The 26,937-nt window shown below is 64.3% G+C and carries 26 protein-coding genes; 14 read left to right on the top strand and 12 right to left on the bottom strand.

Annotation, left to right across the window (positions count from 1 at the left end):
• Positions 1-109 precede the first annotated feature (109 nt).
• A complete protein-coding gene (locus AC51GR_RS16255) occupies positions 110-1,306 on the top strand; it encodes a metallophosphoesterase (RefSeq protein WP_496325665.1) in 1,197 nt (398 codons plus the stop codon).
• A 37-nt stretch (positions 1,307-1,343) separates the two neighbouring features.
• Here AC51GR_RS16255 and AC51GR_RS16260 read toward each other — a convergent pair whose 3' ends face one another.
• Positions 1,344-2,006: a nitroreductase family protein gene (locus tag AC51GR_RS16260; protein ID WP_496325666.1), complete on the bottom strand. Its 663-nt coding sequence runs from the start codon at positions 2,004-2,006 to the stop codon at positions 1,344-1,346.
• A 720-nt stretch (positions 2,007-2,726) separates the two neighbouring features.
• On the opposite strand from AC51GR_RS16260, the gene AC51GR_RS16265 reads away from it, so the two are divergent.
• A complete protein-coding gene (locus AC51GR_RS16265; RefSeq protein ID WP_496325667.1) occupies positions 2,727-3,749 on the top strand; it encodes an ABC transporter substrate-binding protein in 1,023 nt (340 codons plus the stop codon).
• Positions 3,750-3,834: 85 nt separating this feature from the next.
• Positions 3,835-5,838, top strand: a complete 2,004-nt coding sequence (locus AC51GR_RS16270) for an SDR family oxidoreductase (RefSeq protein WP_496325668.1) — start codon at positions 3,835-3,837, stop codon at positions 5,836-5,838.
• A gap of 70 nt (positions 5,839-5,908) precedes the next feature.
• Here the strand turns inward: AC51GR_RS16270 and AC51GR_RS16275 are convergent, their stop codons facing one another.
• Positions 5,909-6,829 (bottom strand): tyrosine-protein phosphatase, encoded by a 921-nt coding sequence (locus AC51GR_RS16275; protein ID WP_496325669.1) that lies wholly within the window; start codon positions 6,827-6,829, stop codon positions 5,909-5,911.
• A gap of 280 nt (positions 6,830-7,109) precedes the next feature.
• Between AC51GR_RS16275 and AC51GR_RS16280 the strand changes: the two genes are divergently transcribed.
• Both AC51GR_RS16280 and AC51GR_RS16285 read left to right on the top strand, forming a co-directional pair.
• The gene (locus tag AC51GR_RS16280) at positions 7,110-7,541 is read left to right on the top strand and encodes a Zn-ribbon domain-containing OB-fold protein (RefSeq protein ID WP_496325670.1); all 432 of its coding nucleotides are present in this window, start codon (positions 7,110-7,112) and stop codon (positions 7,539-7,541) included.
• A gap of 15 nt (positions 7,542-7,556) precedes the next feature.
• Complete coding sequence (locus AC51GR_RS16285) at positions 7,557-8,702, top strand: thiolase family protein (protein ID WP_496325671.1); 1,146 nt, start codon at positions 7,557-7,559, stop codon at positions 8,700-8,702.
• A 90-nt stretch (positions 8,703-8,792) separates the two neighbouring features.
• Here the strand turns inward: AC51GR_RS16285 and AC51GR_RS16290 are convergent, their stop codons facing one another.
• Entirely contained in the window at positions 8,793-9,503 is a 711-nt protein-coding gene (locus AC51GR_RS16290; protein WP_496325672.1) for a VOC family protein, read from the bottom strand.
• A gap of 67 nt (positions 9,504-9,570) precedes the next feature.
• Here AC51GR_RS16290 and AC51GR_RS16295 point away from each other — a divergent pair, with 67 nt between their 5' ends.
• Both AC51GR_RS16295 and AC51GR_RS16300 read left to right on the top strand, forming a co-directional pair.
• The gene (locus AC51GR_RS16295; RefSeq protein WP_496325673.1) at positions 9,571-10,371 is read left to right on the top strand and encodes a HugZ family pyridoxamine 5'-phosphate oxidase; all 801 of its coding nucleotides are present in this window, start codon (positions 9,571-9,573) and stop codon (positions 10,369-10,371) included.
• A 53-nt stretch (positions 10,372-10,424) separates the two neighbouring features.
• Positions 10,425-11,963, top strand: a complete 1,539-nt coding sequence (locus AC51GR_RS16300) for a flavin-containing monooxygenase (RefSeq protein ID WP_496325674.1) — start codon at positions 10,425-10,427, stop codon at positions 11,961-11,963.
• Here AC51GR_RS16300 and AC51GR_RS16305 read toward each other — a convergent pair.
• Complete coding sequence (locus AC51GR_RS16305) at positions 11,926-12,357, bottom strand: DUF309 domain-containing protein (protein ID WP_496325675.1); 432 nt, start codon at positions 12,355-12,357, stop codon at positions 11,926-11,928. The genes AC51GR_RS16300 and AC51GR_RS16305 overlap by 38 nt on opposite strands.
• A 161-nt stretch (positions 12,358-12,518) precedes the next feature.
• Between AC51GR_RS16305 and AC51GR_RS16310 the strand changes: the two genes are divergently transcribed.
• From AC51GR_RS16310 to AC51GR_RS16320, 3 genes are all read left to right on the top strand, one after another.
• The gene (locus AC51GR_RS16310; protein ID WP_496325885.1) at positions 12,519-13,967 is read left to right on the top strand and encodes a hypothetical protein; all 1,449 of its coding nucleotides are present in this window, start codon (positions 12,519-12,521) and stop codon (positions 13,965-13,967) included.
• Entirely contained in the window at positions 13,964-14,353 is a 390-nt protein-coding gene (locus AC51GR_RS16315) for a DUF732 domain-containing protein (RefSeq protein WP_496325676.1), read from the top strand. Before AC51GR_RS16310 ends, AC51GR_RS16315 begins: the two co-directional genes overlap by 4 nt.
• A 140-nt stretch (positions 14,354-14,493) precedes the next feature.
• Positions 14,494-15,711 (top strand): cation:proton antiporter domain-containing protein, encoded by a 1,218-nt coding sequence (locus AC51GR_RS16320; protein ID WP_496325677.1) that lies wholly within the window; start codon positions 14,494-14,496, stop codon positions 15,709-15,711.
• A 34-nt stretch (positions 15,712-15,745) separates the two neighbouring features.
• On the opposite strand, the gene AC51GR_RS16325 is transcribed toward AC51GR_RS16320, so the two are convergent.
• The 3 genes from AC51GR_RS16325 to AC51GR_RS16335 are packed head-to-tail and all read right to left on the bottom strand — an operon-like array spanning position 15,746 to position 17,622.
• Positions 15,746-16,600 carry a hypothetical protein gene (locus tag AC51GR_RS16325; RefSeq protein WP_496325678.1) on the bottom strand — a complete coding sequence of 285 codons (855 nt, stop codon included), beginning with the start codon at positions 16,598-16,600 and terminating at the stop codon, positions 15,746-15,748.
• Between the two features lie 23 nt (positions 16,601-16,623).
• Positions 16,624-17,103 (bottom strand): nitroreductase/quinone reductase family protein, encoded by a 480-nt coding sequence (locus tag AC51GR_RS16330; RefSeq protein ID WP_496325679.1) that lies wholly within the window; start codon positions 17,101-17,103, stop codon positions 16,624-16,626.
• Positions 17,104-17,157: 54 nt separating this feature from the next.
• Entirely contained in the window at positions 17,158-17,622 is a 465-nt protein-coding gene (locus tag AC51GR_RS16335) for a DoxX family protein (RefSeq protein ID WP_496325680.1), read from the bottom strand.
• Between the two features lie 117 nt (positions 17,623-17,739).
• Between AC51GR_RS16335 and AC51GR_RS16340 the strand changes: the two genes are divergently transcribed.
• Positions 17,740-18,210: a MarR family winged helix-turn-helix transcriptional regulator gene (locus tag AC51GR_RS16340; RefSeq protein WP_496325681.1), complete on the top strand. Its 471-nt coding sequence runs from the start codon at positions 17,740-17,742 to the stop codon at positions 18,208-18,210.
• 12 nt (positions 18,211-18,222) lie between these two features.
• Here AC51GR_RS16340 and AC51GR_RS16345 read toward each other — a convergent pair whose 3' ends face one another.
• Positions 18,223-19,338: an Rv3169 family protein gene (locus AC51GR_RS16345; protein WP_496325682.1), complete on the bottom strand. Its 1,116-nt coding sequence runs from the start codon at positions 19,336-19,338 to the stop codon at positions 18,223-18,225.
• Positions 19,335-20,453 (bottom strand): phosphotransferase family protein, encoded by a 1,119-nt coding sequence (locus AC51GR_RS16350; protein ID WP_496325886.1) that lies wholly within the window; start codon positions 20,451-20,453, stop codon positions 19,335-19,337. The genes AC51GR_RS16345 and AC51GR_RS16350 overlap by 4 nt, the downstream gene beginning before the upstream one ends.
• Positions 20,454-20,638: 185 nt before the next feature.
• Between AC51GR_RS16350 and AC51GR_RS16355 the strand changes: the two genes are divergently transcribed.
• The 3 genes from AC51GR_RS16355 (at position 20,639) to AC51GR_RS16365 (ending at position 22,677) form a co-directional block, all read left to right on the top strand.
• On the top strand, positions 20,639-21,664 hold the full coding sequence (locus tag AC51GR_RS16355; RefSeq protein ID WP_496325683.1) for an LLM class flavin-dependent oxidoreductase: 1,026 nt from the start codon (positions 20,639-20,641) through the stop codon (positions 21,662-21,664).
• A gap of 116 nt (positions 21,665-21,780) precedes the next feature.
• Positions 21,781-22,215, top strand: coding sequence for a YybH family protein (locus AC51GR_RS16360; RefSeq protein ID WP_496325684.1), 435 nt, complete (start codon positions 21,781-21,783; stop codon positions 22,213-22,215).
• A 27-nt stretch (positions 22,216-22,242) separates the two neighbouring features.
• A complete protein-coding gene (locus AC51GR_RS16365; protein ID WP_496325685.1) occupies positions 22,243-22,677 on the top strand; it encodes a VOC family protein in 435 nt (144 codons plus the stop codon).
• Between the two features lie 37 nt (positions 22,678-22,714).
• Here the strand turns inward: AC51GR_RS16365 and AC51GR_RS16370 are convergent, their stop codons facing one another.
• The 3 genes from AC51GR_RS16370 to AC51GR_RS16380 form a co-directional block, all read right to left on the bottom strand.
• A complete protein-coding gene (locus AC51GR_RS16370) occupies positions 22,715-24,688 on the bottom strand; it encodes an ABC transporter ATP-binding protein (RefSeq protein ID WP_496325686.1) in 1,974 nt (657 codons plus the stop codon).
• Positions 24,685-26,418 carry an ABC transporter ATP-binding protein gene (locus tag AC51GR_RS16375; protein WP_496325687.1) on the bottom strand — a complete coding sequence of 578 codons (1,734 nt, stop codon included), beginning with the start codon at positions 26,416-26,418 and terminating at the stop codon, positions 24,685-24,687. The genes AC51GR_RS16370 and AC51GR_RS16375 overlap by 4 nt, the downstream gene beginning before the upstream one ends.
• A gap of 95 nt (positions 26,419-26,513) precedes the next feature.
• Positions 26,514-26,885, bottom strand: coding sequence for a cupin domain-containing protein (locus AC51GR_RS16380; RefSeq protein WP_496325688.1), 372 nt, complete (start codon positions 26,883-26,885; stop codon positions 26,514-26,516).
• Between the last annotated feature and the right edge of the window lie 52 nt (positions 26,886-26,937).

The raw sequence follows: 26,937 nt of genomic DNA on the forward strand, positions 1-26,937 counted from the left end.
CGATCGACGGTGACCGCACCTGCGGTGACCGCCTTCCACGCGTTCGCCGCTAGCCTGGTCGGGATATGACTGAGCAGAGCTTGCCCCATCTCCCGAATCCGGTAGGTCGATGATCCGTCTGGTGGCCTTTGCGGTTGTGGCCGCGCTGTTGACCTACTGGTTTCACCGCAGACTCGTCCGGGCGACCAGACTTCCACGACCGTGGTCGATCGTTGTCGACTGTGCCCTCACCCTCCTGTGGGTGCTCGCGGTCATCGGGATGGGCAGTGGCAACCAATTCGATACCCGATGGGCCCGGCCACTCGGATTCGCCGGATGGGTGTGGCTCGGGGTCGGCTTCTATCTGATCCTCGGGCTGCTCCTGATCACCATCGGATCTGCATCGTCCCGACTGATCGGAGCACTGCGCCGGCGCCGATCGCGCACCGGTTCCGACGAATCCAGCGGCGACGGGTCGAGTGATGAGCGGGCAACCGGGGGCAAGCGACTGTTGGTGGTGCGCGTGGCGACCGCCGCGGTGGTCGCCGGAGCGCTGGTCACCACAACCTACGGCGTGATCGTTGCGGCACAACCGAGGGTCGTCGATGTCTCGGTGGCACTCCCCCGCCTTCCGGCAGAATTCAACGGTCTCAGGGTCGCGCTCGTGTCGGATCTGCACGTCGGTCCGGCCCGCGGCGTCGGGTTCACCGAACGAGTCGTGAAGCTGGTCAACGAACAGCGCCCGGACCTGATCGTCATCGCCGGCGACCTCATCGACGGTACGGTCACCAATGTTGCCGCCGACCTCGAGCCGCTGGCCGGTCTGTCCGCACCGTTGGGTGTGTACGGCGTCAGCGGCAATCACGAGTTCTATGCCGACGACGGCGGACGCTGGCTCGATGTGTGGGATCGGTTGGGAATCCGGACCTTACGAAACGAGCGGGTATCGATCGAACGGGGCGGCGCGAGCATCGACATCGTCGGAATCCACGACTACACCTCGCCGCAACCGTACGAACCGGATCTTCCGGCCGCGCTGGACGGTCACGATCCCGCCACCTTCACGTTGCTGGTGGCACATGAACCACGCCAGGCGTTCGAGGCGTCAGACCTCGGGGTCGACCTGCAGGTGTCCGGGCACACGCACGGCGGCCAGATGTGGCCGTTCAATTACCTCGTTGGCCTGCAACAACCTTCGGTATCCGGACTCGATCGGGTCGGTGACACGGTTCTGTACACCACGCGCGGGGCCGGCGCCTGGGGGCCACCGGTGCGGGTCGGTGCACCGCCCGAGATCACCGTCCTCGAACTCCAGCGCAAGGCCTGACACGACAGCGCGTCGACGTCATAGCGACCCTGACCGATCAGCTCACCGGGGACGGCGCATCCGCCAGCGCACCTGGTTCTCCGTCCCATCGGTCCAGGGACACGATGTCGCGCAGCGGCTTTCGGCGAACGGGGCCGTGGCGCCCACGTGGCCATCCGACCACGACGTGTCCGGCGATGATCCAGTCCGCCGGGACACCGACCGCCTCCCGGAAGAGCGGCTCGCCCTCGTAGGACGCCCAGCCGGTCAGGCAGGCACCCAACCCCTGAGAGCGGGCCGCGAGCAGGAAGTTCTGCATCGCCGGGAAGATCGATCCGCCGAGCAACAGCTCGGACGCGGTGTCGAAGTTCTGCTGGACGAAGAGGACCGAGGTGAATTCCCCGGCGCGGTCATGCAATTCGTATGTCGCGCGGTTCGTCCGCGCGCGACGGCTGTTGTCGTCGTCGGCCGGGCGCGACATCCCATACACCGGCTCGATCACATCGAGCGCATGTTTGGCTGCCTTGCCGACCACGACCCGTTGCTCCGGGGATCGCAACACGACGAACCGCCAGGCCTGCGCGTTGGCGCCCGACGGCGCCCAGGAAGCAGCTTGCAGGCAGCGGGCCAACGTGGCGTCGTCGACGGGCTCGTCGGTGAATCTCCGGATCGCGCGAGCGGTCGACATCGCTTCCCAGACATCCGTCGTCGTCTCACCCATACAACACTCCTACCCCATCCCGGACCGGCCTCGAAGGACACGCCCGGCGCTGCGAACTGACCCGACAATTCGGTGATTTGTCTAGGTCACTCTCTCATGTCACGTCAGGCGTGCTCACGCCAACAGCGACGACCTGCGTGGATCCGACCCGAATCCGCGATCAGAGGCAATAACACCGAAATCTGATCTTCATACGTACCAGTCGTCCAGTAAGGTGTTCAACTGACACGCGCTCCGCAGCCCTCGTACGCACGAGGGCTGCGGACATATCTGGAGGAGCTGGGATTTCTTTGTACTCACCAATTGACGCCGCCATCGACGTATTCCTCAATACCAATCCGTGGGCGATGGACATCCTTCGTTTCTTCCTCGCCGGACTGCCCTGATCGACCGCTGACCGGGCACCAGCGTCGCTGCCCGCTCCAGTAGGCTTCCGACCCCGCAACATCTCACCGATGTTGCGGGGTCGGTCTGTTCTCCATGTCAGTGCGGTTCACGTATCCCGCGGTAGATCCCCCCGCCGGACGGTCCAGGCTGCAACACCCGGTGGATGGACCAGACCGGGAATCGGTAGGCATGACCGCCTGGTCACCGTCCCGATACTGCCGGCGCACGTGCGCTTTCGAGCCGGAAGCACCAACTTCTCCCAATCGAACGCGGAACGCTGTATGGTGAGCCTGCCCTAAGCCCCGTCCGTAGTCCTTGATGTGAGGAATCCCAGTGCACTGGAAGAACCGCCGTTCGGCCGTATCAAAGATCGTCATCGCGTCCGCGACGGTGGCTGCGCTCATCGGAGCATCGGCGTGTTCCTCGCCCGACGAGGACACCGACACGTCGGCAACGGTCTCCGCGGAGCCCGGCGCCCTGCCGGTGACCATCGAACAGAACTTCGGTTCGGTCACCATCGAGAAAGAGCCCACCCGGGTTGCCGCGGTGGGTGTCGGTGACGCGGACACCCTGCTGGCGCTGGGTATCGTCCCGACCACGATGAGCCCGTTCAGCGATCCCGAGGCCAAGCGCGTGACCGAGCCCTGGAACGAGGACTTGATCGGCGACGCCACCCCGGTTGCGCTGGCCGAGGCGAGTTCCAATCTAGGCGCGGAGATCCCGAACATCCTGGCCACGAATCCCGACCTGATCGTCGCCGTGAACAGCTCGGTGACCAAGGAGCAGTACGACACCCTGAGCAAGGTCGCGCCGACGATCCTGCGTGAGGCCCAGTACCCGGACTGGCAGGTGCCGTGGCAGGCCGCCGCGACGCAGGTCGGCAAGGCCGTCGGAATGCCCGAGGAAACCCAGAAGCTGATCGATGAGACCGAGCAGGTGTTCACCGACGCCCAAACCGAGTACCCGACCATCGTTGGCAAAAAGGGCGCGGTGATCACCAACGGAACCGACGGTGGCGTCGCGATCTACGCCGACACCGACGGTCGCGGCCAGACGCTCGCCGACCTGGGTATGACGTTCCCGGCCGAACTCGAGCCGACCATCACCAGCGGCTTCTACGGCTCGATCTCGACCGAGAACCTGAACCTGCTGAACTCGCTCGACAAGGTCGTCGTCGTCGACTGGCAGGGATCCAACGACAAGCTCAAGCAGAACGCCGCCTTCATGAATCTCGATATCGTCAAGCGTGGCGGGGTCGTATGGGTGGACCAGGTCCTCGGCGGCGCGATGTCGGTCCCGTCCGTGCTCACCATCCCGTACGTCGTCGAACAACTGGCGCCGCAACTCGCGCAGTAATAACGCCTCAGCATTTCCACACGTCCCCGGGTTCGCGTATGCGCAACCCGGGGACGTGTGCCATTTGTGGACTTACGCTGGTCCCGTGGCCTACTTCGTCACCGGCGCAACCGGGTTCATCGGTCGGCATCTTGTCGGGCAACTCCTCGACAATCGTGCCGGGACCGTCTTCGTCCTGGTACGCAAACGATCACGGGCCACACTCGACCGGCAGATCCGAATCTGGGACACCGACCGGGTGATCCCGGTGGTCGGCGATCTGCAAGAGGCCCGACTCGGTGTCGACGCGGAGTGGATCGATGAGCATCGGGGCACGATCGACCACTTCTTCCACCTCGCGGCCATCTACGACATGACCGCCTCCGACGAGACCAACGAATCGCTCAACGTCGGCGGCACCGGGGCCGCTCTGTCCTTGGCAGATGCACTCGAAGTCGGCTGCTTCCATCATGTTTCGTCGGTCGCGGCCTCCGGAGATCACAAGGGCATCTTCGACGAGACGATGTTCGACGAGGGCCAGGGTCTGCCATCTGCCTACCACCGTACGAAGTTCGAGTCGGAGCGAATGGTCCGCGACCAGCCATCCGTTCCATGGCGGGTCTACCGGCCGTCCATCGTGGTCGGGCATTCCGAGACCGGCGAGATGGACAAGATCGACGGTCCCTACTACTTCTTTCCGGCGATCAAACGGATTCGCGACCTGTTGTCCGCCGGTGTCCCCCTGCTCGCGATCGACCTCGGAGACACCAACCTGGTGCCTGTCGACTACGTCGCCCGCGCCATGGACCACCTCGCTCACGTGCCCGAGCTCGACGGGCAGGCGTTCCATTTGACCAACCCCGAACCGCAGAACACCGTGCGCATGGTCAACAGCTTCAGCGCCGCGGCGAAAGCACCGCAGTTCGCTCTACCCATCGACAGGTCGGTCACCGATCGGCTCCCGACCCAGCTTCTGCCCCGAGCGCTGCAGCCGGTCGAGATATTCACCGGTGCGCTTCGCCTCGGCGTTGTCCAGTCGGCGTTGCGCGGGACCGTCGGGAGGCTCGGGATTCCGCCAGAAGTATTGGCCCACGTGTCTTTTCCGGCGGTGTACAGCTCTGCCCGCACGATGGAAGCGCTGGCCGGTTCCGGTATCGCAGTGCCTCAACTCGATTCGTATGCGTCGGAGTTGTGGGCCTACTGGGAGCAATTCCTCGACGATTCGATCGTCTCCGACCGCCGCACCGTCGACGCACTGGCCGGGCGGACCGTGGTGATCACCGGGGCGTCATCGGGTATCGGTCTGGTGACCGCCGTCAAAGTCGCCAAGGCCGGCGCGATCCCGATTCTGATCGCTCGCGGGGTCGAGAAGCTCGAGGCCACCAGAGATCTCATCGAAAGTCAGGGCGGAACCGCGCACGTATACGGCTGCGACCTGTCGGACCTCGACGCCATCGACGCCCTCACCAAACAGCTGAGCCTGGATTTCGAGCGGATCGACTTCGTCGTCAACAATGCGGGCAGATCGATCCGCCGGTCACTGAAGTTGTCCGAGGATCGCTTCCACGACTTCGAAAGAACGATGCAACTCAACTACTTCGGCGCCATCAGGCTGGTCATCGGGTTGCTCCCGACGATGCGTCAACAGGGCCGAGGTCACATCGTCAACGTCTCATCCATCGGTGTCCAGACGAACCCGCCTCGATTCAGCGCCTACGTCGCCTCCAAGGCCGCCCTCGATTCCTGGTCCAATGTGGTCTCATCGGAATTGTTCGGTGACGGGATCTCGTTCACCAGCATTCACATGCCCCTGGTCCGGACACCCATGATCGCGCCGACCAAGATCTACGATCGGTTCCCGACGATCAGCCCGGGCCAGGCGGCCGGCAAGGTCATCTCGGCCCTGGTCGAGCGGCCACACGAGATCAACACGAAGATCGGCAACCTCGGTGCACTCGCACACACCCTGACCCCCAAGCTCGCGTTCCGCGTCTTGAACCTGGCCTACCAGGTCTTCCCTGATTCAGATGCTGCTCGCGGCGACGACGCGGGTCGACGCGAATCCGAGCAACTGATCCTGGCCCGCGTGCTCGGGGGCGTTCACTGGTAGGTCGTCCAGCCGGTGCCGGCCGGGGCGACCGGAGGCCACCGCCGGCACCGGCTGGTTGTTTCGACTCCGGTCAGCCGACGAGCTTGGCGACCAGCGCGGCGATGGTCGCCGGACTCAACCCGAGTCCGGTGAGCAGATAATTGTGCACCGATCCGTAATCGGCCTGGAGCTGAGCCAGACCTGCCTGCAGGTAGCTCGCGTCGACATGCAGGAGCGGTGAATAGAGCGCGACCGCTTCCGGGCCACGCGCTGCCTCGACGCCAGCGAGCTGGCGATTGATCGATGCCGCCGAATACTGGTTGGTCAGCAGGTAATCGGACATGATCGTCTTCGGCGAGACCCCGACCAGACTCTGCAGGACAGCGGTCGCCCAGCCCGTGCGGTCCTTACCGGCAGTGCAATGAATGACCTGTGCTCCCGGTGTCGACGCCAGCCCTTCGAACAGCGCCGTGAAGCTCTTCCTGACCTCGGCGTCGCTCACGAACAGTCGATTCATCTCCTGCATGAAGGCAACCGAGTCCGCGGGAGTCTTCAGCTGAGCCACCTGGCTCAGCATGTCGCCCGCCAGGGTCGGCAACCAGGTCCGCGTGGCACCGGCCGGCAAGCGGTCTTCTTTGCCCTCGATCTCCGCTGCCGTTCGCAGGTCATAGACCTTCGTGATACCCAGGTTGCCAAGTATCGCCAGGTCGGATTCATTGGCCACCAGTGCATTCGAACGGTAGATGACACCCCGGTTGAGGTGCACACCGCCGAACCCCTGGTATCCGTCGGCCGGGCCTGCGATGTCACGGAAGTTGTCCACGGAGGCCAGCACAGGCGTTGCCGGAATCGATGGGCCCTGCGATGAACCAAAACCGAGACCGCCGAGCGGATCAGCAACGGGGGCAGCGACCGCCGACGGCGAGCCGAACAGGACCAGCGAACCGGCGACCGCAAGGGTGATGGCAAAACCGGTGTTGCGGCGGTAGACGCCGGCGAGTGTTCGAGACAATCGATTGTCCTTTGGTTGATCGGTGGAAGTACGTGCGAGAACGTACACACCATCGTGCCGACGAAACCGCGAATTCCGAATACTGGCAATACGCCTCTCAGATGAGACACCGGGTAGGAAGATCGATCGAGGGACTACCTGCGAACGGCGACACGCCGCGCGACACAGCCTGCGATTATGCGCCTTTCCTTTACGAGAATGGCATTTCCGGTTATTGTGAACGACGTGCCGCAGGTCCCTCTGGACTCATCGTGGGGCACCAGAACTCGGAGGATGGCTCATGACGACGAAGGCGCTCGCGCCCGACGTTTCCACCTGGCCCGCGGAGAACCCGCAGCTCATCGGCAGCAAATGCGATGCCTGCGCCGCGACGACCTGGCCCCGCCAGGATCGTTGCCCGCGGTGCAGCGGCCCGGATATGTCGGATCTCCTATTGCCCCGGCGCGGCAAGTTGATCGCCTTCACCACCCAGGGATTTGTTCCGAAACTTCCGTACGCCGGTGGCGAGACGGCAGCAACGTTCGAGACCTTTGGTGTCGGTCTCATCCAGCTCGACGACGTGGTTCGGGTCGAAGCACGTCTGACCGAAGCGGATCCGGAGAAGCTCGCGGCCATCACGGACGTCGAACTCACCTTCATCCCCTTCTACACCGAAGAAGACGGCACCGAGATCATCACCTGGGCGTTCGCGCCGGTGTCAGAGAACAGCTGAGCGAGGAGACCGAATATGAACGACGTTGCGATCATCGGCGTGGGTCTTCACCCATTTGGCCGATTCGGTACCAAGTCGGCCATCGAAATGGCCGCGGACGCAATCCAACTCGCGCTCGCCGACGCCGGTGCCGAGTGGAAGGACATCCAGTTCGGTATCGGCGGTAGCTACGAAGTCGACAACACCGACGCGGTCACCAGGCTCGTCGGCCTGACCGGCATCCCCTTCACCAACGTGTTCAACGCCTGCGCCACCTCCGCCAGCGCGATCGAGCAGACCGCGGACGGAATCCGTTCGGGCAAGTACGACATCGGCATTGCCGTCGGTACCGACAAGCACCCGCGCGGCGCCTTCACCGCGGATCCGGCGATGCTCGGACTGCCCGCCTGGTACGCCGAGAACGGTCAGTTCGTCACCACGCAGTTCTTCGGGATGAAGATCAGCCGGTACATCCGCGATCACGACATCTCCGTCGAGACGCTGGCCAAGGTCGCGGCCAAGAACTACCGCAACGGTGGGCTCAACCCAAAGGCCTTCCGCCGCACGCCGATCAGCGAAGAAGACATCCTGGGCGCCCAGATGCTCAACTACCCGCTGACGCATTACATGTTCTGCGCCCCCGATGAGGGTGCCGCCGCAGTCATCATGTGCCGCGGCGACCTCGCTGCCCGCTTCACCCAGAAGCCGGTGTTCCTGAAGTCGACCGCGATCCGCACCCGCACCTATGGTGCGTACGAGGTGCACGCCACCTGGGCCGCGGTCGATGAGGATGTCTCGCCGACCGTCTACGCCTCCAAGGCCGCCTACGAGATGGCCGGCATCGGACCCGAGGATGTCGACGTCATGCAGCTGCAGGACACCGACGCCGGCGCCGAGATCATCCACATGGCAGAGAACGGCTTCTGCGCCGACGGCGATCAGGAGAAATTGATCGCCGAGGGCGCCACCGAGATCGGCGGATCGATGCCGGTCAACACCGACGGCGGACTGATCGCCAATGGTGAACCGATCGGGGCCTCCGGAATCCGCCAGGTGCACGAACTCGTGCTCCAGCTGCGCGGACAGGCCGGCGACCGCCAGGTGCCCGGCAACCCGAAGGTCGGCTACGCCCAGGTGTACGGCGCACCGGGAACCGCTGCCGCATCGGTCCTCTCGCTGTAACCCCCCTCTCCAAACGAGCCACAAATACGAAGACGAGCCACAAATATGTGGCTCGTCTTCGTATTTCCGGCTCGTTTGCGCGTTTGCGGGTCAGTCGATGACGAGGGTCGGCAGGCCCAGCGCGCGATCACGGACGGAGAAGACGCGGGTGCCGGGCTTGCGACCGGCCCGCATCTCGCTCACGTCCACATCGGCGGCAACCAGCCTGCGGTACGTCACGTCGATGTCGACTGAACGCCAGGCGATACCCCACAGGGTCGTCGCGGCAGCTGTCTTCGTCGAAGACGGATCACCCTGTCCGACAACGACTTCCACGACCACATTCGAGGCACGGAAGAAGAGCTGGTGAATGCTGTCGTGGATCGACTGCTCCAACCGGAAGTCCATGCCGAGGGTCGCGCCGAACAGCGCCACCGCACTGTCGCGGACCGCCGCATTGAACACGAGGTGGTCGACGGCGGATAGTTCCGAACCGGCGGCCGACACACCCCGGGCAGCCTCGATCACCCCGACCGACGATTCGGTGGCGGCCTCGGCACGTCCCGGCGCGGTCTCGGTGAGCGCGAGCCCACGGCGGCCGAGCAACCGGGTGGTGGCAGCGAAGTCGTCGGTGCCGAACAACGCCCGATGTGGCCTGCTCTTCGGACTGCCCTCACGCAATTCGATGTGTGCGTTGTCCACTGTCAGTGGGGCGCCCTCGTCGACCCCGAGGAGCCGTCGGTAGGCCCGGCGGCTCGCATCGACATCCTCGGTGGTCACCACGATGACCGACCGCAGGGATGGTGACTGCTCTGAACTCATCGACCATTCCTATCATCGACGGCTCGAGCGCCCGGTCGACCGGATGTGCGCCACGTAGGATTCGCACATGACTCTCGATCACGGCGACCCCGGCGATGCCCCCTCCGTTCCGGCCCCACTGACCGAGGTCGCCGATTCGACGCGACCGTCGGCGGCCGAAGAAGCGCAGACGATTGCCGCCTCGACCAATGCCGGAACGCTCGCCAGCCTGACCGCCGAGGGCGACCCGTGGGCCTCGTTTGTCACCTATGGACTACTCGGTGGCGCGCCGGTCCTGTGCGTGTCGAACATGGCCGAACACGGCCGGAATCTGGCGGGCAACCCGCGCGCAAGTATCGCCATCGTCGCACCCAATGCCGCATCAGATCCGCTGGCGAGCGCGCGGATCACTCTGGCAGGACATGTCGAACGGCCGACCGGCGATGAGTATGCCGCCGCTCGTGAGGCGCATCTGGCAGCGGTTCCGGCTGCGAAGTACTACGTGGACTACAGCGATTTTGCCCTCTGGATCCTACGGGTCGAGCGCGTCCGGTGGGTCGGCGGATACGGACGGATGGACTCGGCGACTGCCGAGGCCTACCTGGCCGCCACGCCCGATCCGGTGACCCCAGGGGCCGCGCGCGCCATCGAACACCTGAACAACGATCACGCCGACTCCCTGGTCGAGATGGCACAGGGACTGGGCGGATTCCCCGACACCACCGAGGCCGCCTGCACCGGCGCCGATCGCTACGGCCTCGACCTCCGCGTGGTCACACCTCGCGGAATCGCCTACACGCGGGTGGGCTACTCGGAACCAATCACCACAGCGGCCGACCTGCGGATGGCGACGGTTGATCTGGCCAAGCGGGCGAAATCTGCGCTGTAGTTGTCACACAGAATCAAATGATGCCGCGCTGCGGTAGTACGGAGACTGGATACATGTCGATCTCACGCAAGGGCGAGTCCACGCCCACCGAACCAGAAGCGGATCTCGATGTCGTGATCATGGGAGCCGGGTTGTCCGGGATCGGGGCAGCGTACCGCCTGCAAACCGAATGCCCCGACCTGTCGTACGCGATCCTCGAAGCACGCGATGTCATGGGCGGTACCTGGGATCTGTTCCGGTATCCGGGCGTACGTTCGGACTCCGACATGTTCACCCTCGGATACCAGTTCCGCCCGTGGCGCGACGCGAAGACGATCGCCGATGGTCCCTCGATCCTGCGATACATCCGGGAGACGGCAGCCGAGTTCGGCATCGACGACAAGATCCGTTACCGCACAAAGATTGTCGCCGCCGACTTCTCGACCGCCGACGCGCTGTGGACACTGACCATCCACACCCGTAGCGCGGACGGGTCGGTTCTCGAGCAGACCATCCGCTGCCGGTTCCTGTACTCCTGCGCGGGTTACTACAACTATGACCACGGACATTCACCGGACATCCCTGGTCTCGACACCTTCGCCGGATCCGTTGTCCACCCACAGTTCTGGCCCGAGGACCTCGACTATGCCGACAAGCAGGTCGTGATCATCGGCAGCGGGGCCACCGCGGTGACACTTGTGCCGGCGATGGCCCCGACTGCCGCGCACGTGACGATGCTGCAACGCTCACCCACTTGGATCAGCGCCGTTCCCAGCCGCGACAAGATCGCCGACCGGCTCCGCGCCCTACTGCCCGCACACGCCGCGCATCGACTCATCCGTACGAAGTACATTCTGTTCAGTATCGGTGTCTACCAATTCTGTCAGCGACGACCGCAGGCCGCCCGCGCAATGCTGACCAAGCTGAGCACGAAAATTCTCGGCGATGCCGACGTGGTGGCCGAGCACCTGACTCCGTCATACGACCCGTGGGACCAACGATTGTGCGCCATTCCCAACGCGGATCTGTTCAAGGCGATGAAGAAGGGCGACGCCGAGATCGTCACCGACCGCATCGAATCCGTCCTCCCGGAAGGCATTCGCCTCGAATCCGGCCGGACGCTGCCGGCAGATGTGATCGTCACCGCCACCGGTCTCGAACTGCTGGCCTTCGGTGGCCTCGAACTCCGAGTCGACGGTCAACAGGTCGAGCTGTCGAAGCAGTTCGTCTGGCAGGGCGCGATGATCACGGGCATCCCCAACTTCGCCATCTGCATCGGTTACACCAATGCGTCGTGGACCCTGCGGGCCGACCTGATCAATCGACTGGTCTGCAAGGTGCTGAACTTCATGGACCGCAACGACTACGCCGCGGTGGTCCCCGAACCTGACCCTTCGCTCCAGGAGCGCCCCCTGCTCGATCTGGCCTCGGGATACGTCCAGCGATCGATCGATTCGTTCCCGCGCCAAGGCGACCGCAGTCCGTGGAAAGTCCGGCAGAATTACCTGCTCGACTCGGCGACCACATTGCGGACCAATCTCGGCAAAACCCTGCGGGGCACACCGAGATCGCAGGTCACCGGCTCCCGGAAATCTGCTGACGTGCTCCGCTGATCTCCTCGTCGAGGTCGAGTCCATACGTCGGTCCCGAGGTGTGCGCGTAGGCGGACAGCCGTGCGGTCGCGCGGTCGAGCAGCCGCATCGCACCGCGATGATTACCTCGGGCCTGGTGGGTCAGCGCCACACAAAGCTGAGCGAGCCCCTGCCAGAGGTCCTTTTCGGTTTCGGGGCAGCTCTTCCAGCGCACCTCGTACACCTCGTGCGCCGAGAACGGCCGGCCCTGACGAAGGAGTGCGGTGGCAGCGGCGATGGTTTCTGCCGGCGGCAGCGGCTCCTCCGACACCGGCTCCACACCGACCGCCCCGTAGGGCAACGGCCGGCCCAGTGCATCGCGAGGGCGGGCCTGCCGCGCCCGGCCGGCCGGGTCGCGATCCCGATCATCGGTCATCTGTCATCACCTCGCCACCTGGTTCTCACCTCCCACGGGTGAACTTCCATCGTGACGCACTCCGGCCCCGGACAGCGGGTTTACGCTGATGGCCGGCGCGTCGATGATCGGTGCACTGATCTGCGTGCGCTGCCGTGCAGCCACCCACGAGATGAGGCGCGATCATGGACTCGACCAGCACCGACGAACCACTCGACGACTCCGAACGCGCTGAACTCCTGCGGCTGCGCCGCGAACTCGCCGAGGTGTCGAACGCACCCGCCGGTCGCGCAACGGCCCGGCGCGGACACCGGGGCCTGCGCTGGACCGCGGCCGCGATACTCCTGGTGCTCGTGGCGATTCTGGCGTACTCGGCAGTTCTCGCGCGGTATGCGCGTGCCGAGGTACTCGACACCGACCGCTACCTCCAAACGGTGGCGCCCCTGGCGGAAAACACCGTGTTACACAACGAATTGGCCGCCCAGATCACCGATGAGATCATGACACGCGCCAATATCGAGAAGGTCACCACCGATGCGCTCAACGCGCTGACCCAGAACGCGCCGAATGTTCCACCCGCGGTCACCGGTCTGGCTCCGGTATTGACTCAGCAGGCGCGATCGTTCATCGATGAAACAGTGCAGCGGCTGCTCGCCTCAGACCAGTTCCAGACCCTGTGGACCGCGGCCAACCGGCGGGCCCACGAGAATCTGGTCGCGGTCCTGACCGGAGACAATGCCAGGGCAGTCCAGATCGACGATGACGGCACCGTCAGCATCGAGCTCAAGCCGGTCATCGACAACGTCCGGGCCGCACTGATCGACCGCGGATTCGCGTTCGCCTCGGACATCCCCGACATCGACAAGTCGTTTGTGATCTTCCAGTCGCCCGATCTGGTCAAGGCACAGAATGCCGTCTCCGCCCTGGACAAGGCCGCATCAATTCTGCCGTGGGTGACCCTCCTCGTTGCCGCCGCCGCCATCTGGGCCGCGCCCAGCGGATCTCGACGACGGGCGTTCGCCTTGGTCGGGGTGGTGATCGCCATCGCCATGGCCCTGCTGGCCATTTCGATCAGCATCGGGCGGGCCGTCTACCTCGACGCGGTACCGCCCGACGTGATGTCCGACGACGCCGCATCGGTCCTCCTCGACACGCTGGTGGTGCCCCTGCGGACCAGTCTGCGTGCGGTGGCCGTCCTGGGTATCACGATCGCCCTGATCGGCTACCTCACCGGTTCCTCCGCATCGGCAGCTGCGATCCGGCGCGGATTCGGCACGATGATGAACGCAACGCGGGGCCATGGGAGCGGTCACGTCCCGCACCGGGTCGAGATCTATGCCGCGCAGTTCCGCCTGCCACTGCGCATCGCGATCATCGCGATCGCGATCATCGTCCTGGTCTTCTGGGACTACCCCTCGGGGCTGGTGGTCATGATGACGATTCTCATCGCTGTCCTGGCAGTACTCGCCGTCGAACTCCTCTCCCGGCCCGCGATCGGCCGTACCCCACCTGAGTCCGGCCCCGAGGGCTCCGGCCAGGTCCCGGCGACAAGTCCGGCCGGTGATGACAGGCCGGCGGATTCATCGCATATCGTTGCAGCCAAGAGCGTCAACGAAACGGAGACGATATGAAAAAGCTTGTGGCCCTGGTTTCCTTGGCCGGCTGCTTGGTGTTCGCTTCGGCCTGCAGCAGTGAAGAGGTCGAGGATGCAACCCAACAGGCGCGCAGCAGCGCAGAGCGGGCCATCGACAGTGCATCCGAAGTCGGCGGAAACGTCCAGGACAAGACGTACGCCGAAGCGCTGAAATCGCAGGATGCCTCATTCGGCGACAACGATGAGCAGATCGCCGCTGCCCGGACCGTATGCGATGAGCTGACCAACGGGACAAGTCTGAACGACACGATTTCCTCGACCGCCGATGCCACCGGGCTCAGCGATTCCAAGGCACGCACGATGATCAACATCGCGGTTCCGATCTACTGCCCGGGCAACATCGGCAAACTCGCCGGCAACTGAGTCCATGAGCTGAACACCCAACAGCGCACCGGCACAACCAATACCGCGCGCTGCGACCGGCCACGTCTGGTCGCAGCGGGCCGCGGCCGCATATACGATCACCGAGTGCTCGGGGAATTGGCCGAACAGCCGGCAACACGATGACGTCGATTCTGATCGCCATGCTGGTGATCGTCAGCTGGTCCCTCATCGCCGGCCGCCTGGCACGATTTCGGATATCCGGGGCGTTCCTGATGGTGATGGCCGGATTCGCGATCGGGCTGACCACCAGAAACGACATCGGTAATGCGCTCGATACCGTTGTCGCCGAACGTGTTGTCGAGCTGATCCTGGCGGTGTTGTTGTTCGTCGACGCAACCGAGGTCAAGGGCGGCTACTTCGCCGGCGAACGCCGAATCTCGTTCCGGTTGTTGCTCATCGCGATGCCGCTGTCGATCGCCGCGGCCCTGCTGTTGGGTGTTGCGTTGCTGCCGAGTCTGTCGATCGGCGTCCTGCTGCTCATTGCTTGCATCATCATCCCCATCGACCTGGCACCGGCGTCGTCGATCGTCCGTGACCACCGCATCTCACCTCGGGTTCGTCACCTGCTGAATGTCGAGAGCGGTTACAACGACGGAATCGTCGCACCGCTCTTCATCTTTGCCCTCACCCTGGCCGGTGACCACACGCACGCGCAGTCCCCGGCGGACGCACTCGAGACCGCCTTGCCCGCGGCGCTGACGGCTGTTGTCGTCGGTGCCGCGGTCGGCTTCGTCGCCGCGTGGTCGACCAACCAGTCCCTCGGCCGCGGCTTCGCCACCGAACAGTCGATCAGGATCAGCCTCGTCATCTTTCCGCTCTTCGCCTACGGTTGCGCACAGCAGGTGGACGGGAATGGCTTTGTTGCCGCGTTCATCTGCGGTATCGCCTACAGGGCCGCCCGCAAGGACGGGCCCCGCGACGAAGAACTCTCGCTCGTCGATGATGTGGGTGCGCTCGCCGCGCTCACCATGTGGTTCGTGTTCGGCTGCGCGTCGGTGCTGGTGTTCGAGTTCGGATTCATCTGGCAGCTCATCATTCTCGGTCTCGCCGCACTGACCGTGCTGCGAATCGGGCCGGTGTACCTGTCGCTGATGGGTACAGACCTGAGCCGCGTCGATCGATTGGTGATCGGCATGCTCGGCCCCCGCGGCACGGCGTCCATCGTTTTCGGGCTACTCGCGTTCAATGCGCTCGACGGCACCATCGCCGACGACACCCTCTACGCCATGACGGTCACGGTGATGGCCAGCGTGGTGATCCACGGCATCGGCTCCAGCGTGATCGCTCAGTGGCTGGAGCGACGAGCGCAGCGCGTCGACATCGGCGAGCGCAGTTGACCGACGGGGCGGATCCGGTGGGAGCCGAGGGTCCTCACCTGGTGTCCGGTTCGAGGGACGCGACTTTCTTGCGGATCTTTGCCACCCGTTCGCGCTGCTGCTCGGCATCCCGATCTGACGCCGCGGCGTGATCGGCCGCGGCCTGCTCGGCACGTCGGACGAATTGGAGTTCTTGTTCGGCCTGGGTCAGCTGCTCATGCAGTTCCGCCACTCGAGCCGCGGCGTCGTCAACAGCTGCCTGGGCCCGATCGGCGTCCTTCGCCGCATCCTTGGCCGTCGACACCGCGGCGCGCTCGGCTTCTTCGGCCTCGGCGAGCTGTGATCGGGCGGCCACCAGAGCATCGTCGGACGTCTCCTTCTTGTGCGCGCGGGTCGACGGTCGCTTGGTTTCGCTGCCGCCCACCAAGGTCAACCCCGCCGGCCCCATCCCGCTGTAGCTGACCGCGGAGAGCAACCGACCGGCCCGGACGAGTTCTCCGATCTCGGGATCGGCCAGTGCCGCATGCAGGGATTGACCGACCTCACGGAGCGCGGTCTCACTCGCCTGATGTCCACGATCGGATGCCAGCGCGCCGGCTTTCCGGGACAACGCCCGGACCACCTGCTGGCGCTGGGTGGTGAGCATCCGGAGGTCGTCCCCGGAGAGGTGACGTTGGGCCTCCCGCATCGCCTCACCGAGTTCGAGTAGATTCTCGACATCCTCCGAGTTCTCCCGGGACAGGATGTTGACCATCCACGCGACGGTGGTCGGGCGACGCAGGCCGGTGATCTCGATGGCGAGCGCGCGGTCGCCTGCAGCGCGGGCTTCTTTGGCCCGGGCCGTGCGGACCTCGACAAAATCCCCGGGCTCCAGACCGTACAGTTCGTCGGCCACCTCGTTGATGTCCACTGCGATCGCCCCTGCCCACCGACCTACGAGTCGGCGGTCACCCTACTCAGGAAGAACACCGGGATCAATCGCTCCGTCCGCTCTTCGTAGATCGCGAAGTTCGGCCAGGTGTCGAGCAGGATCTTCCAGACCTCGTCACGCTCGGGTCCGGTGACCTCTCGCCACTTGACCTTCAACGTTTTTCCGCGGTGCACGATCTCGGCCGTCTCGCAGGCCCGGAGGTTGAGCACCCAGCTGGGCATCTCCGGATTCCCGAAGTACGAGCCCGCGATCAGCCAACCGTCGTCCTTGAGGGCACACAGCAGTGGTGTCGAGCGCATGGTGCCGGTCTTACGCCCGGGCACCCGCAACACGATGTTCGGAAGTCCGGCGATGTCGAGCACGCTCACGCGCCCCTTCGTGGCGCGTTGTAAACGCACGTCCGACTTCTCGATGAACGGAAGCATTTTCGGCATCCACGAGACGGCGCCTATCTTGACCGCCAGCGGCGTCAGTATCCCCACCCGGGTCAGGCTACCCACTCAACGCGCTGACGACTGCATCAATCCCCGACCGGGTCAGGCGTTTGCACCGACCCGGGTGTTCGAACGCTTGCCGGCATCGGCAAGCCACGGCACCTTTGTCCCCAGAACTGCGTCCACACTGAACTTTCCGGCACCCACGACAGCGAGCAGGAGCGCACCCATCCCGAGCGACAAGACCAACTCGTAGCCACCGTCCGATGCCCAGATGCCGTTGTCGATATGCGTGATGAACAGCGCGCCCAGCATGGTGAGGAACAGCAGCGCACCGACGATCGGCGTCAGGACCCCGGCGATCAGGGCGATGCCGCCGACGATCTCGAGCCAGGTCACCAGAAAGGCCGACACCGGGGCGAACGGCACATCCATCATCTCGAAGCCGGCTTTCGGTCCGGCCCAACCGTTTTGCTGGAACTTCTGAAGTCCATGCGCCAAAAAGACGATGCCGAGACCGATGCGGGCACCGAGGATGCCGGCGCTACGAACGATGGGGTTACTCATTCTCTGAACTGCCTTAATGTGCGAGGTCAACTTGAGGTATCAAGTAAAGGCTACGTAAAAACTAGTTGATGCGTCAAGTGATGCGTCAAGTATCGCGAGCCGTAATAGACTTCGACGATGAACAGCGGTCCGGAGCCGAACTGGCTCGACGACGAGGAAATGGACGCCTGGATTCAGGTGGCGATCGCGCTGGCACGCCTACCCCATGCGCTCGACGCGCAGTTGCTGCGCGACGCCCAGCTGACCCATTTCGAATACGAGGTGCTCTCGGCCTTGTCCGAGGCACCGGACCGCACCCTTCGCATGAGCACGCTGGCCGAGATGTCCTACGGCTCACTGTCCCGGTTGTCCCATGTGGTCACCCGGCTGGAAAAGCGCGAGTGGGTCAGACGCTTCCCCTGCCCGGAGGACGGTCGATTCACCAATGCCGTTCTCACCGAAGCCGGTTGGGACAAGGTGGTCGACACCGCCCCCGGATACGCCGCCAACGTTCGCTCGCTGGTCATCGATCGCCTCAGTCGAGCTCAGATCCGCCAACTCGCGGCGATCGGGAAACGGATCAACGCCGGTTCACCACCGGCGCGTTGACCAGCGAGACGGTCAGGGCGCCAGGGTCAGCCAATCGGCGAATCCAGAAGGGTCGTGCCGTCCCAGTGCCCCATGTTCGAACAGTCCGAACCCCTCGACCCCGTCAGCCCCGGGGCCGGTGCACACGGCCCGTCCGACGTGGTCGATGACCCCGAACATCACTCGACCGGCAACCGCGGGGTCATTGATGTCATAGCTGACCCGTTCGACGAACTTCTCCCCGTGCCAGGTGCCATGGATCCAGTCGGGGTCACCACCATAGCCACCGCCGACGTGGATCGGGACTGCCAGCCGCGATTCGATGTCGAGGACCAGCGGCGATCCGTCGGGCGTGGTGCATTCGATGGTGGCCCCGGTGGGGATCCGCGTGCCGGAGGCGTATCGGATGGTCACCCGCGGCCAGCCGAGTTGCTCGATCCGGCCATCGGACCACACCCTGGTGCAATCGTTGAGAATCCGGTATCCGGTCGGCTCTTCCTGCATGATCAGAACGATCGCAAAGTCATCGAAGCGCATCGGTACGTAGAGCCACCACAGACCTTCAAAAGGCGGATCGGCCGGGCGGCCCGCCGGTTCCGGCTCCCCGACCGGCCGGATACCCCAGGACCGGTCACGCGTGCCAACCCACGTCGACGGATCGACGACGATGTCGGTGCCGTCGATCGACAGCGTGCCACTCCACGTACCCACCTGGGCAAACCGCTGCGCCTGCAAGGTGATTCGGCTTCCGGTACGCATGATGTGCGGTTGCTCCTGCAGAACGTCGAAGGAACCCTGCCACGTCATGTCCATGGCGATGCCCTCGGTGGGTTCGAGGATCAGACGCACCGTCCGCAGCGGCTCGACCACCTCGATCCGATAGCCGTTCACCTGCTGGTTCAGCCGGTCGGAGTCGATGGCGTCACCGAGGTGGACCGCGGTCTGCACATCACCTCGCCGCACCAACACAAAAGCATCCTTGGTGCCAAGATTCGGGTAATAACCCGCACCGGTGATCACAAATATGTCGCCGGTCCGGTTGTGGGCATTAAAGTAGCTGCGGTCATAGAAGTTTCGATCACTCGAGTCGACGAGTCCGATGGGTAGAGGCGTCTGATGAATGGGGTACTCGTCGAGCGGTCCGATCACTGCACATCCCCTTTGCCGGCACTGATGAGTTGTTCGAGGAGTGCCCGATGATGAAACAGTCCATCGATCTCGTCGGGCATCTCGATCTCGCCGAAGTGAACCTGTCGGGCCCCGGTCCGCATGAACACACACCCCCAGATCACCGCGGCGTACGCGTAGAACCAGTGAAGGTCGCCCACCGCCACACCGGTCAGTTCGGTGTACGTCGCGACGACGTCACGTTCGGTCAGCGCGTCCGGCATCCCGGGAAGTCCCAGCGTGGTGGCGATGTGCTGAAACACATTGTGCGCAAATATCATCCATGCGATATCCAGCTCGCGTGGACCGAGGGTCGTCATCTCCCAGTCGAGTACGGCCACCGGCCGGAAATCGCGATACAGCGTGTTGCCCAGTCGCGCGTCGCCCCACAACAGAACCGGCTGCGCCTCGGCGGCTTCGGTGGGCCAGTGCGCTTCGAGCCAGTCGAATGCCCGGTCCAGCAACGGTGAGCGGCCGATGTCGGCGGCAGCGAACTCATACCAGGATCTGCACCAGTTCACGTTGCGGCGCAGGGCGCTGTCCCCCACGGTGCGCTCAGCCAGGAAGCCGAAGGTGTTCTCTGGATCCGGAATCGAGTGCAACTCCGCGATGACGGCCACCGTCGAGTCCTGCACCACGCGCTGCTGTGAAGTCGAGGCATCGTGGAACCAGTTGTCGCCGAACGTATACGGCATCACATCCGGTGGCACGCTGCCGTCGACGTGGTCCATCAGGAAGAACGGCGTGCCGAGCACCTCACCGGTGGGTTCCATCCAGCGCACTTGCGGAACCGGGATGTCTGTCAACTCCCCCACCAGTCGCATGACCTCGAATTGGTGGTCGAGGCGATACTCCGGAAAGACGGGCACGTCTTCGTCGGCCGGGGTCACCCGCGCCACATATCGACGCTCGATGGTCGCGCCGTCCTGTTCCCAGGTGGCGGTGAGCACGATTGTCTCCGAGGACATCCCGTTGCTGTCGATACCGCTGTCGACGGCAACCGCAGGGGTGGCCCCGCCGGGGAGGACCGTCGACAGCCATCCGGCGAGACGAGCCGGAAGCGTGGCCGCGTCCCGGCTCGAACGCGTCAGCTTCATGTCGGCAAGTGGTTGGTCTGGTGTCACCGATACCCCTCCGGACGCTTGCGCGCCGCCTTCGAACTGTGACGCAGATTACGATTGGCTGGTTGCGTAATGAAAGCAGAGTGCCCATCCGAAGACAAGGACTTGCTGTTGCACTCCGGCCCCGCGCCCGCAGCATCCCGACACGAAGGACGATAACGGTGCCATCACCCGGTGAACCCCTGGAAAAACTCGGTTTTCTCACGATCGGGCGGTTCGATCCCGCCCGGCCGGCCGCCGGCCACGAGTCGACCCTGAGAATCATCGAACTCGCCGAGGATCTGGGATTCGACAGTGTCTGGCTGCGCCATCGACATCTGCAATTCGGGATCTCGTCACCTGTTGCGGTCCTTGCCGCCGCCACCCAGCGGACCAGTCGAATCGATCTCGGCACCGCCGTCATCCCACTCGGTCTCGAGAATCCCCTGCGCCTGGCCGAAGACCTCGCCACGGTCGACCTCCTCTCCGGCGGACGACTCAATCCCGGTGTCTCCGTCGGTACCCCGATGCGCTACGACGACTTCAAGACAAGCCTGTACCCCGAGACACACGCGATCGAGAACTTCAGCAAGGACCGTGTCCGCAGGCTCATGGACAACCTGCGCGGCGTACCGGTGAGCGCTTTCGAGGGAACCGTTGGGATAGAAGAATTCTCACGCATCGTCCAACCGCACTCCCCCGGGTTGATCGACCGTCTCTGGTACGGCGGGATGCTGTCGTCGGCGATCTGGGCCGGGCAGCAGGGGCTGAATTATCTGACGAGTTCGGTTGTCACCGCCGAAGGATCGGATTCCCTGGATTTCGCAACCATTCAGGCCCAGCACATCGATGCCTATCGAGCGCACCATCAGCAACCCGAGAAAGCGCGTGTCTCACAGGGTTTGGTGGTGATCCCCACCGACTCGGCCACACCTGATCAGATTCGGAAGTATCGGGCCTATGCCGCGGCCCGTTTCGACCGGACGCTGTCCCCGCAAGGTCCACGCAAGATGCTCTTCGCCCCCGACATCGTGGGCACCTCGGAGGAAATCGCCGATCAGCTGTTCTCCCATGCGGGCTTTCAGCGGACGAAGGAGGCGACCTTCGCATTGCCGTTCTCCTTCGACAATCCCGACTACCTGCAGATCCTCACCGACATGGCGGAGCACCTCGGTCCGAAGCTGGGGTGGACACCGGCACCGAGGTGATGATCCGCTGACATCGAACGTGTCATACCGATGATTTCTCGGCGTGCGGATGGTCAGATCAGGGTGAGGATCACAAACTCGAGGACGGTTGCGACCGTCAGAGAGGTTTCCAGACCATGTCCGAGAACACCGCAACGACCGTTGACACCGGATCCGCAGAGATTGCGCAGATCCGCGACCTCATCGACCGGTGGGCGCAGGCTGTGCGTAGCGGCGACCTCGACGCAGTCGTCGCCGACCACTCGCCCGACATCGTCATGTTCGACGTTCCACCGCCGGACGACGGCGTTCGGGGCATCGACGAATACCGGCAGACGTGGCCACAGTTCTTCCGGTGGCAGGCCTGCGGGGCAACCTTCGACATCGTCGAGGCGAACATCACCGCCGGCGACGACGTCGCGTTCGCGCACCTGTTGCTGCGCTGCGGTACCGCTGACGACTTCGCCGAGAACCCCGATCGGCGACTACGGCTCACCATCGGATTACGCAAAGAGAACGGGCGCTGGACGGTGACTCACGAGCACCACTCATTTCCCCTGGACATCGAATGACGCCCCCACGCGAGAAGGGAACCCCCCATGAAATCAGCCAATCCGTACCTGAACTTCAACGGCAACACCGAAGAGGTCTTCACGTTCTATCAGTCCGTGTTCGGCGGTGAATTGATGCTGGCCCGCTTCAGCGACATGGATCCCGGCAACATGGAGATGACCGAGGAGCAGAAGAACGGCGTTGCCCACGTCGCGTTGCCCCTCGGTGACAGCGTGCTCATGGGATCCGATGTCCCCGAGCAGATGGGCACGGTCTCGGCGGGCACCAACTTTCTCGTCTCGGTCGAGGCCGACAGCGCCGATGAGGCCGACCGACTGTTCAACGGTCTGTCCGCAGGCGGCGACGTGTCCATGCCGCTGGACAAGGTCGAATGGGCCGAGCGCTTCGGCATGTGTACCGACAAATACGGCGTCGGGTGGATGGTCGGTTACACCGGCGACGTCGAGTTCGGCAACCCGTAGCGGCGACGCCGGCAGCATCTGGCCCGGGGGCGCGCGGTCAGCTCTTCGACAACTCCGGCGTCTCGAACTCTTCGGCCTCGTCTTCTTCGGTTTCGATGGGCCCGGTGAACTGGCTGTTGTACAAGCGGTAGTAGGCACCTTGGGCAACGAGGAGTTCGTCGTGTGAGCCCTGCTCGACGATCCGGCCCCGCTCCATCACCAGGATCGTGTCGGCGTCGCGAACCGTCGACAAGCGGTGCGCGATGACAAAACTCGTACGATCGGAACGCAGTGCCGCCATTGCCTTCTGGATCAGCAGTTCGGTGCGGGTGTCGACGGAACTGGTCGCCTCATCGAGGATGAGCAACGTCGGCTTCGCCAAGAACGCCCGGGCGATGGTGATCAACTGCTTCTCACCCGCGCTGACGCCGCCGCCCTCTTCATCGATGACGGTGTCGTAGCCGTGGGGCAGAACCCGCACGAAGTGATCCACGTGGCTGACGCGGGCGGCCTCCATGATCGCCTCATCGTCGGCGTCGGGATCACCGTAGGCGATGTTGTCGCGAATGGATCCGCCGAACAACCACGAGTCCTGCAGCACCATGCCGGTCCGCTCCCGCAGATCGTCACGCGTCATATGCGAGGTGTCCACCCCGTCGAGCTTGATCGTCCCCGAATCCACGTCGTAGAAACGCATGATCAGGTTCACCAATGTGGTCTTGCCCGCGCCGGTCGGCCCGACGATGGCCACCATGTGCCCGGGTTTGGCCACCAGTGACAGGTTTTCGATCAGTGGGCGTTCGGGCACGTACCGGAATGACACGTCGTCGAAAGTGATGAGCCCCTTACTGCTCGCCGGGGACTCGGGAGTCACCGGATCCGGGGTCTGTTCTTCGGCATCGAGGATGTCGAAGATCCGTTCCGCCGAGGCCACCCCGCTCTGCATCAGGTTGACCATCGACCCGATCTGGGTCAGCGGTTGGGTGAATTGCCGCGAGTACTGGATGAACGCCTGCACATCGCCCAGACTCAGCGACCCCGCGGCCACCCGTAGTCCACCGACCACGGCGATGGCCACGTAGTTGAGGTTTCCGAGGAACATGATGGCGGGCATGATGATCCCGGAGATGAACTGGGCTTTCCAGCTGGCGTTGTACAACTTTTCGTTACGTTCGTCGAACCGCCGCTCGACATCTTCCTGCCGCCCGAACGCCTTGATCAGTTCGTGGCCGGAGAAGGCCTCTTCCACTTGGCCGTTGAGTCGGCCAGTGTTGGACCACTGCGCCATGAAGTGCGGCTTGGACCTCCTGGCCACCATCGCGGTGACCAGGACGGCCAACGGAATCGTGACGATCGCGATGAGCGAGAGCAGCGGCGAGATCCAGACCATCATCACCAGGATCGCGAGCACCGTCAGAACGGAGTTGAGGACCTGGGCGATCGTCTGCTGCAGGCTCTGCGAGACGTTGTCGAGGTCGTTGGTGACCCGGCTCAACATGTCGCCGCGCTGATTGCCGTCGAAATACCGCAACGGCAGCCGATGGATTTTTGCCTCCACCTCGGCGCGTAACTCACTGACCGTGCGCTGGGTCAGGACGTTGAGCACCCGGCCCATCCCCCAGCTCAACACCGCGGACACGAAGTACAGGACCAGAACCAGCATCAGGACCCGCGCAACATCACCGAAGTCGATACCCACACCTGGGACGAGGTCCATCGACGAGACCATGTCGGCAAACGTGTTGTCGCCTCGGTCCCGAAGGGCCTCGACCGCCTGCTCCTTGCTCTGGCCGGCGGGCAACTGATCGCCGATGACCCCGGCGAAGATCAGGTCGGTGGCATGTCCGAGCAACAGCGGCCCGACGGCGGTCAGCACCACAGAGGTGACCGCGAAGAACGCCATCACGGACACCGCCAACCGGCGCACGACCAACATGCGCAACACCCGCTTGACGGACGGGCCGAACGACCTGGGCTTCTCCACCGGGACGGCACCCATCGACGGTCCGCCGCCACCTCCCGCCCGCGTCATGCCCGACCCTCCACCGACAGCTGCGACTGCACGATCTCCGCATAGGTCGGACAGGTCTCCAGCAATTCGTCGTGCGTGCCGATCCCCACGACGGCACCGCAATCGAGGACGACGATCTGATCTGCGTCGGCGATCGTGGTGATCCGCTGAGCCACGATGAGCACGCATGCCTCCCGGGTGGCCGGACGCAGGGCCGCCCGCAGACGCGCATCGGTGCTGAGGTCGAGCGCGGAGAACGAGTCGTCGAACAGATAGATCTTCGGTTTTCGGATCAGTGCACGGGCGATCGCCAGGCGCTGCCGCTGACCGCCGGACACCGTGGTGCCCCCCTGGGCGATCTTGGTCTCCAGCTGATCGGGCATGTCGCGGACGAAGTCGGCCGCCTGGGCGACGGTCAACGCCTCCCACATCTCTTCCTCGGTGGCGTCCTCCTTGCCGTACCTCAGGTTGGACGCGACGGTCCCGGAGAACAGGTAGGGCCGCTGCGGGACCAATCCGATCTCGTCTCGAAGCACGGCCGGGTCGAGGTCTCGGACGTCGGTGCCGCCTACGAACACCGCGCCTCCGGTGACATCGATCAGGCGCGGCACCAGCGACAGCAGGGTGGTCTTGCCCGAACCGGTCGACCCGACGATGGCGGTGGTCGTCCCCGGACGGGCGGTGAACGTGATGTCGCGGATGACCGGTTCGTCGGCGCCCGGATACTGGAAACGCGCCGAACGCACTTCGACGAATCCGGCATCGGCACGCATGGGTGTCGGGAGGGTCGGCGGAACAACCGACGATTCGGTCTCCAGCACCTCGTAGATCCGTTCGGCACACACCGCCGCCCGCGGCGCCATCATCGCCAGGAACGACGCCATCATGACGGCCATCAGGATCTGGGTGACGTAGGCGATCATCGCGGTCAGGGCGCCGATCTGAACGCTCCCGTCCTCGATCAGATGTCCACCGAACCAGATGATGACCACGATGGTCACGTTGGTGATCAGCAGGACCGACGGGAACATCAGCGCCATCAGCCGGCCGACATAGAGCGACGCGTTCGTGAGGTCATCGTTGGCCCGGGAGAAGCGGGCGCGTTCATGCGGTTCCCGGACGAAGGCGCGAACCACCCGGATGCCGGTGATCTGCTCGCGCAGGACCCGGTTGACCACATCGATGCGGGTCTGCATGGCGCGATAGCCCGGCACCATCCGATAGATGATGTAGGCCATGCTCACGCCGAGGAAGGGCACTGCCACCACCAGAACCCAGGCCAGCTTGCCGCCGACGCCGATACCCAGCACGATGCCCCCGATACACATGATGGGTGCCGTCACGAGCATCGAACAGGCCATCACTCCGACCATCTGGACCTGCTGGACGTCGTTGGTCGTCCGGGTGATGAGCGACGGCGCCCCGAATGTGCCGACCTCGCGGGCCGAAAAGCTGTCGACCCGATGCAGCAGATCGTGGCGGATGTCGCGGCCGGCCCCGAGTGCGGCCCGGGCGCCGAAGTATGTCGCCGCGATCGAGGCGCAGACCTGGACCAGCGAGACCGCCAACATCCAGCCGCCGATCCGCAGGATGTAGCCGGTGTCTCCCTTGGCCACTCCGTAATCGATGATGTCGGCGTTCAGGGTGGGCAGGTACAGCATCGCGGCGGTTGCCACCAGTTGCAGTACGACAACCCAGATCAGCTGGGACCGATAGGCACCCATGTAGGTGCGGAGCAAGCGGGTCAGCATGGGGCAGTCACAGGTTTGACGTTAGCAAGCCGGCAGATCCGTTCTCACCTGGATTATCGTGTGGGCCACCGATGTCCGTTTCCAGCGCAACTGGTTCACCGAGCCCAGGGCGGCGCGATGACGTCGCCGTCGGAGGTCGTGGCCGTCAACCCCGCGGTGGTACTCACCCATACCGCCGCGGCCTCGGTGCCGCCATCGATCCTGACCTCGCTGTGCGCGCCGATCACGACGACGTCTCCGGTCCGCGCTGTCGCGTGCACACCGTCGAGAGTCACCTGCAGGTCCCCGTGCAGGATCAGCAGAACCTCTTCCCGATCGGGCCGGTGGGCGACGCCGATCTGACGGGCCGGTACTTCCAGGCGCCAGGCGCAGAGTTGTTCGCTGCCCCGAGTTGGATTCACATAGGCGCGAAAAGTGCTTCCGTGCACGGAGAAAACCGTGGCATCGGTGGACGAGATGATCGGCATGGGAAACCTCCAGGTAGGCGATAGACAAGCCTCTTGACCATATAGACAAGGA

It is taken from the genome of Williamsia sp. z71 (genome assembly GCF_059553375.1).

Excerpts from the sequence above, each read along its gene's own strand:
- AC51GR_RS16255 (WP_496325665.1), top strand. The coding sequence starts at position 110 with ATGATCCGTCTGGTGGCCTTTGCGGTTGTGGCCGCGCTGTTGACCTAC.
- AC51GR_RS16260 (WP_496325666.1), bottom strand. The coding sequence starts at position 2,006 with ATGGGTGAGACGACGACGGATGTCTGGGAAGCGATGTCGACCGCTCGC.
- AC51GR_RS16280 (WP_496325670.1), top strand. The coding sequence starts at position 7,110 with ATGACGACGAAGGCGCTCGCGCCCGACGTTTCCACCTGGCCCGCGGAG.
- AC51GR_RS16285 (WP_496325671.1), top strand. The coding sequence starts at position 7,557 with ATGAACGACGTTGCGATCATCGGCGTGGGTCTTCACCCATTTGGCCGA.
- AC51GR_RS16290 (WP_496325672.1), bottom strand. The coding sequence starts at position 9,503 with ATGAGTTCAGAGCAGTCACCATCCCTGCGGTCGGTCATCGTGGTGACC.
- AC51GR_RS16295 (WP_496325673.1), top strand. The coding sequence starts at position 9,571 with ATGACTCTCGATCACGGCGACCCCGGCGATGCCCCCTCCGTTCCGGCC.
- AC51GR_RS16300 (WP_496325674.1), top strand. The coding sequence starts at position 10,425 with ATGTCGATCTCACGCAAGGGCGAGTCCACGCCCACCGAACCAGAAGCG.
- AC51GR_RS16305 (WP_496325675.1), bottom strand. The coding sequence starts at position 12,357 with ATGACCGATGATCGGGATCGCGACCCGGCCGGCCGGGCGCGGCAGGCC.
- AC51GR_RS16315 (WP_496325676.1), top strand. The coding sequence starts at position 13,964 with ATGAAAAAGCTTGTGGCCCTGGTTTCCTTGGCCGGCTGCTTGGTGTTC.
- AC51GR_RS16320 (WP_496325677.1), top strand. The coding sequence starts at position 14,494 with ATGACGTCGATTCTGATCGCCATGCTGGTGATCGTCAGCTGGTCCCTC.
- AC51GR_RS16335 (WP_496325680.1), bottom strand. The coding sequence starts at position 17,622 with ATGAGTAACCCCATCGTTCGTAGCGCCGGCATCCTCGGTGCCCGCATC.
- AC51GR_RS16340 (WP_496325681.1), top strand. The coding sequence starts at position 17,740 with ATGAACAGCGGTCCGGAGCCGAACTGGCTCGACGACGAGGAAATGGAC.
- AC51GR_RS16350 (WP_496325886.1), bottom strand. The coding sequence starts at position 20,453 with ATGAAGCTGACGCGTTCGAGCCGGGACGCGGCCACGCTTCCGGCTCGT.
- AC51GR_RS16360 (WP_496325684.1), top strand. The coding sequence starts at position 21,781 with ATGTCCGAGAACACCGCAACGACCGTTGACACCGGATCCGCAGAGATT.
- AC51GR_RS16365 (WP_496325685.1), top strand. The coding sequence starts at position 22,243 with ATGAAATCAGCCAATCCGTACCTGAACTTCAACGGCAACACCGAAGAG.
- AC51GR_RS16370 (WP_496325686.1), bottom strand. The coding sequence starts at position 24,688 with ATGACGCGGGCGGGAGGTGGCGGCGGACCGTCGATGGGTGCCGTCCCG.
- AC51GR_RS16375 (WP_496325687.1), bottom strand. The coding sequence starts at position 26,418 with ATGCTGACCCGCTTGCTCCGCACCTACATGGGTGCCTATCGGTCCCAG.
- AC51GR_RS16380 (WP_496325688.1), bottom strand. The coding sequence starts at position 26,885 with ATGCCGATCATCTCGTCCACCGATGCCACGGTTTTCTCCGTGCACGGA.